We start from the raw sequence: 9,743 nt of genomic DNA, 5'->3' as shown, positions 1-9,743 counted from the left end.
CCTGGCGCGACGTGGCCCGCCGCATCGCCCACGAGATCAAGAACCCGCTGACGCCGATCCAGCTGTCGGCCGAACGGCTGCGGCGCAAATATCGGGCGCGCATCGCCGACGACGTCGACACCTTCGACCGCTGCACCGAAACCATCATCCGCCAGGTCGGGGACATCGGCCGGATGGTCGATGAATTCTCGGCCTTCGCCCGCATGCCGGCGCCGCGTTTCGCGCCGGAGAACCCCGCCGAACTGCTGCGCCAGGCCGTGTTCGCCCAGCGGGTCGCCGCGCCCGAAATCCTGGTCGAGATCGCCGAACCCCTGCCCAAGGCGGTGCTGAACTGCGACGGGCGCATGGTGGGCCAGGCCCTGACCAACATTCTGAAGAACGCCGGCGAGGCCGTGGCGGCCCAGCGGGCGGTCAAGAGCATGACCTTCGACCGCGCCCATCCGGGCATCATCGCGCGGCTGGAGGTGGCAAACGGCCTGGCCAGTTTCGTCATCGACGACGACGGCGTGGGCCTGCCGGACAAGGACCGGGATCGGTTGACCGAACCCTATGTCACCACCCGCGAGAAGGGCACGGGCCTGGGCCTGGCCATCGTCAAGCGGATTTGCGAGGACCACGGGGGCGAGCTGCGGCTGGCCGACGCCGCCAGCCTGAGCGGCGCCCGGGTCTGTTTGATCTTCCCCCTGGAACCGACCGTCAAGGCGGGCCGCGAAGAGGCGTCACGCGGCGCCGGCGCGGCTCAATAGCGAGCGAACGACATGCGCACCAACGGAGCCGACATTCTGGTCGTCGATGACGAGGCGGACATCCGCGATCTCGTCTCGGGCCTGCTGGAGGACGAAGGTCACGCCGTGCGAACGGCGTCGAACTCGGACGAGGCCCTGGCCGCCATCCGGGCGCGCAAGCCGTCCTTGGCGGTGCTGGACATCTGGATGCAGGGCGGCGGCCTGGACGGGCTGGAGCTGCTGGACGTGATCCAGGGCATCGATCCCGACCTGCCGGTGGTGATGATCTCGGGCCATGGCAATATCGAAACTGCGGTCAGCGCCCTGAAGCGCGGGGCCTATGACTTCATCGAAAAGCCGTTCAAGTCGGACCGTCTGGTGGTGGTGATCGACCGGGCGCTGGAGGCCGCGTCGCTGAAGCGCGAGAACCGCCGGCTGCGGGCCCAGACGATGGCGCCGTCGGGCCTGATCGGTCGGTCGGCGGCGGCCCAGGCGCTACGCACGACCATCGCCAAGGTGGCGCCCGCCAACAGCCGCGTCTTGATCTCGGGCCCGCCCGGATCGGGCAAGGAGCTGACGGCCCGCCAGATTCACGAAGCCAGCCCGCGCGCGCGCGGCGAGTTCGTGGCCATTTCCGCCGCCGGCATGACGCCGGAACGCCTGGACGTCGAACTGTTCGGGGAAGAAGGCGCCGACGGCCGCCCGTCCAAGATCGGCGTGTTCGAACGCGCCCACAACGGCACCCTTTATCTGGACGACGTGGCCGACATGCCGCGCGAGAGCCAGAGCCGCATCCTGCGCGTCCTGGTCGAACAGCGCTTCCGCCGCGTGGGCGGGGAACAGGACGTCCAGGTCGATGTGCGGGTCATCAGCTCGACCTCGCGCGACCTGAAGATCGACATCGCCGAGGGCCGCTTCCGCGAAGACCTGTTCCACCGGCTGAACGTGGTGCCGATCCGGGTGCCGCCCCTGGCCGAACGGCGCGAGGACATCGCGGAACTGATCGAATATTTCATCGACTCCCTGGCGGCGTCCCAGGGCCTGCCGCGCCGGCGCGTGGGCGAAGACGCCATCGCCGTGCTGCAGGTGCACCCCTGGCCCGGCAACGTCCGCCAGCTGCGCAACAACATCGAACGGCTGCTGATCCTGGCCACCGGCGACGCCGAAGAGGCGATCACCGCCGAAATGCTGCCGCAGGAGGTCGCCTCGGGCGGCGCGCCCGGCGCCCTGGGAGCCGAACGGATCATCGCCCTGCCGCTGCGTGAGGCGCGCGAGGTGTTCGAGCGCGAATATCTGGCCGCCCAGATCATGCGTTTCGGCGGCAACATCAGCCGCACCGCCGCCTTCATCGGCATGGAGCGGTCGGCCCTGCACAGAAAGCTGAAGTCGCTGGGCGTGTCGCCCGCGCGCGGCGGAGAAGACGAGGACGCCCACTGATGTCGCGCATCGCCTATGTGAACGGCCAGTATGTCGCGCACGGCCAGGCCGTGGTTCATGTCGAGGATCGAGGCTTCCAGTTCGCCGACGGCGTCTATGAGGTCTGGTCGGTGTTCGACGGGCGGCTGGCGGATTTCGACGGCCACCTGACCCGCCTGTGGCGCAGCCTGGACGAGCTGCGCATCGACCACCCCATGAGCCGCGCCGCCCTGGAGACGGTGCTGAAGGAGACGGTGCGCCGCAATCGCGTGGTCGAAGGTCTGGTCTATATCCAGGTCACGCGCGGCACGGCGCGACGCGACCACCCTTTCCCGGCCCAGGGCACGCCGCCCAGCGTGGTCATCACCGCCAAATCCCTGCCGCTGTCCAAAGGCAACGCCCAGGCCGCCAAGGGCGTGGCCGTCATCACCCAGCCCGACATCCGCTGGGGCCGCTGCGACATCAAGACCGTGGGCCTGCTTCCCAATGTCCTGGCCAAACAGGCGGCCAAGGAACGCGGCGCGGCCGAGGCCTGGATGGTGGACGAAATGGGCCTGGTCACCGAAGGCTCCTCGACCAACGCCTGGATCGTGGACGAGGACGGCAAGCTGCGGACGCGGGATGCGCAATCCAACATCCTGCGCGGCATCACCCGCGCCGCCGTCATGGCCCTGATCGCCGAAGAGGGGCTGGAGCTGGAGGAGCGCGCCTTCACCGTGGACGAGGCCAAGCGCGCGCGCGAGGCCTTCTACACCTCGGCCACCGGCTTCGTCATGCCGGCCACATCGATCGACGGGACCAGGATCGGCAACGGCAAGCCCGGCCCGATCGCCACCCGCTTGAGGGCGCTTTATCTTGAAGCGGCCGAGCGCGACGCCATTTAGCGCATTGCGGGCGCGGCGAGCGGGCGTCTAATCTGGCGCCCGCGCATCCTCCCATCCCGATGCGAACAATCAAGAACAGGGGCCAACCCGCCATGTCGCAAGACAAACGCCAGAACCTTCAGGACGCCTTTCTGAACAGCGTCCGCAAGACCAAGACGCCGCTGACCATCTTCCTCGTCAACGGGGTCAAGCTGCAGGGCATCGTGACCTGGTTCGACAACTTCTGTGTGTTGCTGCGCCGCGATGGCCAGTCGCAGCTGGTCTATAAGCACGCCATCTCGACCATCATGCCCTCGGCCCCGGTTCAGCTGTATGAGCCGGACGCCGACGAGGACTGATTGACCCATCAAACTCTGTCACCCTCGGGCTTGACCCGAGGGCCAGACGTCGGTCGCGCTCAGCGCCCGCAGGTGGCCCTCCGGCCCCTGCGCCCCTATCTCTGTCCGCTCACCGGATAGTCCGATCCTCGGGTCAAGCCCGAGGATGACGCCCCCATTGAAAGTCGTTCACCTCTGACCACCCTCATCGACCACGCCGTCCCCCTGATCCGCGCCATCGTCGTCCACCCGGACGGACGCAGCGACAGCCCGCGCCTGGCCGACGAGCGGTTGCATGAGGCGACGGGCCTGGCCCGCGCCCTGGACCTGGATGTGCGCGCCGAAGAGGTGGTGCGTATCCGCAAGCCCACGCCCGCCACCCTGTTCGGCGCCGGCAAGGTCGAGGAGCTGGCCGCCCTGGTCCGCGCGGCCGAGGCCGAGGCCGTGGTCGTCGACGACCAGCTGACGCCGGTCCAGCAGCGCAATCTGGAAAAGGCCTGGGACGCAAAGGTCATCGACCGCACCGGCCTGATCCTGGAAATCTTCGGCCGCCGCGCCCGCACCAAGGAAGGCCGCCTGCAGGTCGAGCTGGCGCGGCTGGAATACGAACGCTCGCGCCTGGTCCGCACCTGGACCCACCTGGAGCGGCAACGCGGCGGCACCGGCAGCACGGGCGGCCCCGGCGAGACCCAGATCGAAATCGACCGCCGCCTGATCGCCGACCGCATCGTCAAGCTGAAGGCCGAGTTGGAGGAGGTTCGCCGCACCCGCGGCCTGCATCGCAAACAACGCCAGAAGATCCCGTTCCCGACCGTCGCCCTGGTCGGCTACACCAACGCCGGCAAGTCGACCCTGTTCAACCGGCTGACGGGGTCCGAAGTCCTGGCCAAGGATCTGCTGTTCGCCACCCTGGACACGACCCAGCGCACCATTCGCCTGCCTCAGGGGCGCCCGGCCATCGTCGCCGACACCGTGGGCTTCATCTCCGACCTGCCGCACGAACTGGTCGAGAGCTTCCGCGCCACCCTGGAAGAGGTGGGCGAGGCCGACCTGATCCTGCACGTCCGCGATATCGCCAGTCCCGATACGGCCGCCCAGGCCGCCGACGTCGAGACGGTGCTGAAACAGATCCCGGCCGCCGAAGGCAAGACCCGCCGGGTGCTGGAGGTCTGGAACAAGATCGACCTGCTGGACGACGACGTCCGCGACGAAGTCCTGGGCGCCGCCGAGCGCCTGTCGCAAACCGGCCGCGCCGTCGCGGTGTCGGCCTGGACGGGGCAGGGGATCGACGCCCTTCGCCACGCCATCACCGGCCTGATCGACGACGAGCCGGAAATCCTGCTGACCGTTCCCGCCCATCGCGGCGAGGTGGCGGCCTGGCTTTATGAGAACGGCCGGGTCACCGCGCGCGAAACGGCGCCGGATGGCGACCTGCGGCTGACCGTGCGCCTGCATCCCGCCGCCCTGGGCCGGTTCGAGCGTCTGTATCCCGACATTCCGCCGCGCCCAGGCGCCTGAGCCCATGCATCTGATCGAGACCGTTCTGCTTCTGCTGGTGGCCGTGGTCGTCTCGGGCTGGGTCGCACGCATCACCCGCGTTCCCCTGCCTCTGATCCAGATCGGCCTGGGGGCGGGGGTGGTCCTGATCACCGGGGAATCGGTCGATCTGAACCCGGAGATCTTCTTCCTGCTGTTCCTGCCGCCGCTGCTGTTCGTGGACGGATGGCGGATTCCGAAGGAAGACGTCTTCCGTGACCGCGTGGTCATTCTGGAACTGGCCCTGGGGCTGGTGATCTTCACCGTGGTGGGTCTGGGCTTTCTGATCCACTGGATGATCCCGGCCATGCCGCTGGCGGTGGCTTTCGCCCTGGCCGCCATCCTGTCGCCGACCGATCCCATCGCCGTCTCGGCCATCGCGTCGCGCGCGCCGATCCCCAAGCGGCTGATGCACATACTGGAAGGCGAGTCCCTGCTGAACGACGCCACGGGCCTGACCTGCATGCGCATTGCGGTGATCGCGGCCACGACCGGCGCGTTTTCACTGACGAACGCGGTGGGAACCTTCGCCTGGCTGGCCGTGGGCGGCGTCGCGGCCGGCGTCGCGGTGACCCTGGCCATCAGCCTGGTCAAGGGGATGATCAGCCGCCGCTGGGGCGAGGACGTCGGGGGTCAGATCCTGATCAGCCTGCTGATGCCCTTCGCCGCCTATCTGGCCGCCGAGGCCATCCACGCCTCGGGTATCCTGGCCGCCGTCGCCGCCGGCGTGACCATGAGTTTCACCGAACGCAAGGGTTCGGCCCTGGCCGCCACCCGCATCCGCCGCGCCGTGGTCTGGGACACGGTGCAGTTCGTGGCCAACGGCCTGATCTTCGTCATCCTGGGCGAACAGATGCCCTCGATCCTGGCGCGCGCCGCCGAGGTGATCCAGACGACCCAGCATCGCGATGTCTGGTGGCTGGCGATCTATGTCCTGGCCATCGTCGCGGCCCTGGCCGTGCTGCGGTTCATCTGGGTGTGGACCTCGCTGAAGCTGACCCTGTTCCGTCGTCGTGGGCGCAGCACGCCCAAGGTCGATCTGCGTCTGGTGGCCGTCATGTCCCTGGCCGGGGTGCGCGGCGCCATCACCTTGGCCGGCATTCTGACCCTGCCTTTCATGCTGGGCGACGGCACGCCGATGCCGGCGCGGAACCTGGCCATCTTCCTGGCCGCCGGGGTCATCGTCGTGTCGCTGGTGGTCGCCTCCGTCGCCCTGCCGCACCTGCTGAAGAACGTCCAACTTCCCCCCGAGACAGGGCGGCTGGCCGAAGAGGACCGGTCCCGTGTCGCCGCCGCCTGGGCCGCCATCCGGGCGATCGAGGATGCTCAGCATTCGATGGCCGAAGGAAAGCCCGATCCCGACCTCTACGCCGACACGGCGGCCCGCATCATGGAAGTCTATCGCCACCGCATCGAGACCCGCTCCGAGACCGAGGCCGAGGAAATTCAGAAGGCGCGCAAGGCCGACGATGTCGAACGGCGCCTGCGTCTGGCGGGCCTGGCGGCCGAGCGCGAGGAACTGATCCGTCTGAGCCGCCGCCGCGTCATCGACGAGGCGACGGCGCGCAAATTGATCCGCGAGATCGACCTTCAGGAAATCCGCTACGCCTGACGCGAACGACCGGGGCCGTTACTGATCACGATGCGCCTCGGCGGCGCTGGGCCGGTTCGAGCGGCGGTTTGGCCTGTCCTAGCTGCTCCGCCCGCTGGCCAGGTCCGCCAGCCACGACACCAGCAGATCGTGCCGGATAGGGCCTTCGGACATGGCCACACCCGGCGTCACCACCGGCGCTTCCACCTCGGAAGGCGAATAGCCGAAACGCGCCTTGAACAGGCGACTGAAATGGCTGACCGAGGAAAAGCCGTAGGTTTCGGCGATATCGGCGATGGTCGCCGTCGAACCGCCGCCTTGATGCCGGCGACGCAGCACGCTGCGCGCATGACGCAGGCGTCGATCCTGAACATAACGGGCGACACCGCCCTGATCATCAAACGCGCGATACAGGGTGGCGCGCGAAACACCGACATATCCGGCCAGCGCTTCCGCCGTGATGTCGATGCGGTCGGCGGACAGCTCGGCTTCGACGTATTGAGCCACCGCCCGGCGCACGGCATGGCGCAACGCCGTAGTCTCCACATCCGCGACAGAGGCCTCGCGCCCCGTCAGGCGCATCAACACCATCATCAAGGCTTGAACGCCCGCATCCAGCTGGTCGTCCGGCAGGGCCTCGGCCTGTTCCCACAAAACGCGCATCAGGCTTTCCACCAGCCGCGCCGTCGGCTGATCGGGCGGGATCGCCAGCCCGTGCATGTCCGCCTCCAGCAGGGCCGGCGGGGTCTGGTCGGCAGGGATCAGCAGCGTCAGGATATCGACCCGGTCCAGCCGGCTGGTGGACGGGCGGCTGAGGTTACGCACCTGTACAGAGCCCGGCGCGGCGCGCACCGAGCGGCCGTCGCAGTCGCCGACCATGGCCGCCCCATTGATCAGGACGTTGATCCCGTCGAGCTCCGAGCGCCGCAGGGTCGCCGGCCCGCGCGACAGGGTCTGGCGCACCGACCGCCCGGCGCCCAGACTGCCCCAGGGGGCCAGGACGCCGCTGCTCTCGTTGAAGAAATTCAGCCGATCCCGCTCGGCGACGCCGGACACTTCATAGAAGTCGGCCATGCCGGTCAGATAGCGCTCGAAGGCGTCGGGCGTGTCGGCGGTCGAGACCGACCAGGACAGAATACGGGTCTTCGACATCATTCCCGCCCGCGACAAAACACACGCATCACCCCCTCTCCATAGGCAGGTCGGGCGGTTGGGAACAGGGCGACGGAACGCCGCGCACAGCCTGGCCTGAGCGTCTCAATCATTGAGACGCCCAGGCATTCTCGGCCCCGGAAACGGATGTTACTCGACCCCTGACGCCGGGAGAGCGTCGCTGTTCGTCAAAGGCTTAAGCGTATGAAACCGTACACTCTCGTGTGGGCCCTGGCGATCATCGGGGCGAGGCCGGCCCCCGTCCGTCGGATCGGCCAACGCGCGGTCGGGGGGCCGCCATCCGATGGACGTCCGAGAGGCCTGATCCAGGGCCTGGCCGCGGTTCTGGCCGTGATCGCAGTGATCCTCGCCGCGCCGTCGGCCGTCTCGGCCCAGGCCCTCACCGAATTCACCCTGCCCAGCCCCAATAGCCTGCCTCGGGGGCTGGTGGCGGGGCCGGACGGCGCTCTGTGGTTCACCCAGCAGAACGGCAACCGCATCGGCCGCATCACCACCGCCGGCGTCATCACCCAGTTCACCCTGCCCACGGCCGGCAGCCAGCCTTACGGCATAGCGGCGGGGTCGGACGGCGCCCTGTGGTTCACCCAGCAAAGCGGCAACCGCATCGGCCGCATCACCACCGCCGGCGTCATCTCCCAGTTCACCCTGCCCACGGCCGACAGCGCGCCTTGGGACATAACGGCGGGACCGGACGGCGCCCTGTGGTTCACTCAGTTCAGCGGCAACCGTATCGGCCGCATCGACACCGCCGGCGTCATCACCCAGTATGCCCTGCCCACGGCTGGCAGCTCGCCTTGGGGCATAGCGGCGGGGCCGGACGGCGCCCTGTGGTTCACCCAATACAACGGCAACCGCATCGGCCGCATCACCACCGCCGGCGTCATCACCCAGTTCACCCTGCCCACGGCCGGCAGCCAGCCTTACGGCATAGCGGCGGGGTCGGACGGCGCCCTGTGGTTCACCCAGCAAAGCGGCAACCGCATCGGCCGCATCACCACCGCCGGCGTCATCTCCCAGTTCAACCTGCCCACCGCCGGCAGCGGGCCTTTCGGCATGGCGGCGGGATCGGACGGGGCCCTGTGGTTCACCCAATACAACGGCAACCGCATCGGCCGCATCACCACCGCCGGCGTCATCTCCCAGTTCAACCTGCCCACCGCCGGCAGCACGCCTATAGGCATAACGGCGGGGCCGGACGGCGCCCTGTGGTTCGCCGAGCAAAGCGGCAACCGCATCGGCCGCATCACCACGCCGGCCCCTGCGCCCGCCGTCGTGCCGACGATGACCGAGTGGGCGATGATCCTGTTCACTCTACTGCTGGCGGGCGGGGCTGCCGTCATGGTCCAGCGACGCCGGCTGGTGGTCTGAGGCCGTCGCGCAAGGACACGAACCCCATGATCAGATTCCTCGCCCTGGCGACAGCCGTGATCGCCCTGGTCATCGGCGCGCCGTCGCCGGCCAAGGCCCAGACCCTTAGCGAATTCGCTCTGCCGACGGCCGGCAGCCAGCCTCGTGTCGTCGCGGCGGGACCGGACGGCGCCCTTTGGTTCACCCAATACAGCGGCAACCGCATTGGTCGCATCGACACCGCCGGCGTCATCACCCAGTTCACCCTGCCCACCACCGCCAGCGGGCCTATGGGCATCGCGGCTGGGTCGGACGGCGCCCTGTGGTTCACCCAGCAAAGCGGCAACCGCATCGGCCGCATCACCACCGCCGGCGTTATCACCCAGTTCGCCCTGCCCACGGCCGGCAGCACGCCTCGTGGCATCGCGGCGGGGCCGGACGGCGCGCTGTGGTTCACCCAGTCCGGCGGCAACCGCATCGGCCGCATCACAACGGCCGGCGTCATCACCCAGTTCACCCTGCCCACGGCCGGCAGCCAGCCTTGGGACATCACGGCGGGGCCGGACGGCGCCTTGTGGTTCACCCAGTACGTTGGCAACCGCATCGGCCGCATCACCACCGCCGGCGTCATCACCCAGTTCACCCTGCCCACGGCCGGCAGCCAGCCTTACGGCATAGCGGCGGGGTCGGACGGCGCCCTGTGGTTCACCCAGCAAAGCGGCAACCGCATCGGCCGCATCACCACCGCCGGCGT

At 68.7% G+C, this 9,743-nt stretch carries 9 protein-coding genes; 8 read left to right on the top strand and 1 reads right to left on the bottom strand.

Annotated features, from left to right (window positions below):
- The 6 genes from Q0581_RS03145 to Q0581_RS03120 form a co-directional block, all read left to right on the top strand.
- Positions 1-746 (top strand): ATP-binding protein (locus Q0581_RS03145; protein ID WP_298697524.1); only part of this gene is annotated, 746 nt, incomplete at its 5' end.
- Positions 747-758: 12 nt separating this feature from the next.
- Entirely contained in the window at positions 759-2,162 is a 1,404-nt protein-coding gene (locus Q0581_RS03140; protein ID WP_298697522.1) for a sigma-54 dependent transcriptional regulator, read from the top strand.
- Entirely contained in the window at positions 2,162-3,025 is an 864-nt protein-coding gene (locus Q0581_RS03135) for a D-amino-acid transaminase (protein ID WP_298697521.1), read from the top strand. The genes Q0581_RS03140 and Q0581_RS03135 overlap by 1 nt, the downstream gene beginning before the upstream one ends.
- A 92-nt stretch (positions 3,026-3,117) precedes the next feature.
- Positions 3,118-3,363 carry an RNA chaperone Hfq gene (gene hfq / locus Q0581_RS03130; protein WP_298697520.1) on the top strand — a complete coding sequence of 82 codons (246 nt, stop codon included), beginning with the start codon at positions 3,118-3,120 and terminating at the stop codon, positions 3,361-3,363.
- Positions 3,364-3,537: 174 nt separating this feature from the next.
- Positions 3,538-4,860, top strand: coding sequence for a GTPase HflX (hflX, locus tag Q0581_RS03125; protein WP_298697526.1), 1,323 nt, complete (start codon positions 3,538-3,540; stop codon positions 4,858-4,860).
- Between the two features lie 4 nt (positions 4,861-4,864).
- Positions 4,865-6,490 carry a Na+/H+ antiporter gene (locus tag Q0581_RS03120; RefSeq protein ID WP_298697519.1) on the top strand — a complete coding sequence of 542 codons (1,626 nt, stop codon included), beginning with the start codon at positions 4,865-4,867 and terminating at the stop codon, positions 6,488-6,490.
- A gap of 78 nt (positions 6,491-6,568) precedes the next feature.
- On the opposite strand, the gene Q0581_RS03115 is transcribed toward Q0581_RS03120, so the two are convergent.
- Positions 6,569-7,621, bottom strand: coding sequence for a helix-turn-helix domain-containing protein (locus Q0581_RS03115; protein ID WP_298697518.1), 1,053 nt, complete (start codon positions 7,619-7,621; stop codon positions 6,569-6,571).
- Between the two features lie 351 nt (positions 7,622-7,972).
- Between Q0581_RS03115 and Q0581_RS03110 the strand changes: the two genes are divergently transcribed.
- Both Q0581_RS03110 and Q0581_RS03105 read left to right on the top strand, forming a co-directional pair.
- Complete coding sequence (locus Q0581_RS03110) at positions 7,973-9,010, top strand: IPTL-CTERM sorting domain-containing protein (RefSeq protein ID WP_298697517.1); 1,038 nt, start codon at positions 7,973-7,975, stop codon at positions 9,008-9,010.
- Positions 9,011-9,036: 26 nt separating this feature from the next.
- On the top strand, positions 9,037-9,743 hold a 707-nt coding region (locus Q0581_RS03105; RefSeq protein WP_298697515.1), incomplete at its 3' end, for a hypothetical protein.

It is taken from the genome of uncultured Brevundimonas sp., assembly GCF_937863155.1.
Taxonomy (GTDB): Bacteria; Pseudomonadota; Alphaproteobacteria; order Caulobacterales; family Caulobacteraceae; genus Brevundimonas.
Note: the sequence above shows the minus strand (reverse complement) of the source record. Positions and strands in the feature narration are given on the sequence as shown.

Coding starts and splice junctions, on each gene's coding strand:
- Q0581_RS03140 (WP_298697522.1), top strand. CDS start 759: ATGCGCACCAACGGAGCCGACATTCTGGTCGTCGATGACGAGGCGGAC.
- Q0581_RS03135 (WP_298697521.1), top strand. CDS start 2,162: ATGTCGCGCATCGCCTATGTGAACGGCCAGTATGTCGCGCACGGCCAG.
- hfq (WP_298697520.1), top strand. CDS start 3,118: ATGTCGCAAGACAAACGCCAGAACCTTCAGGACGCCTTTCTGAACAGC.
- Q0581_RS03120 (WP_298697519.1), top strand. CDS start 4,865: ATGCATCTGATCGAGACCGTTCTGCTTCTGCTGGTGGCCGTGGTCGTC.
- Q0581_RS03115 (WP_298697518.1), bottom strand. CDS start 7,621: ATGTCGAAGACCCGTATTCTGTCCTGGTCGGTCTCGACCGCCGACACG.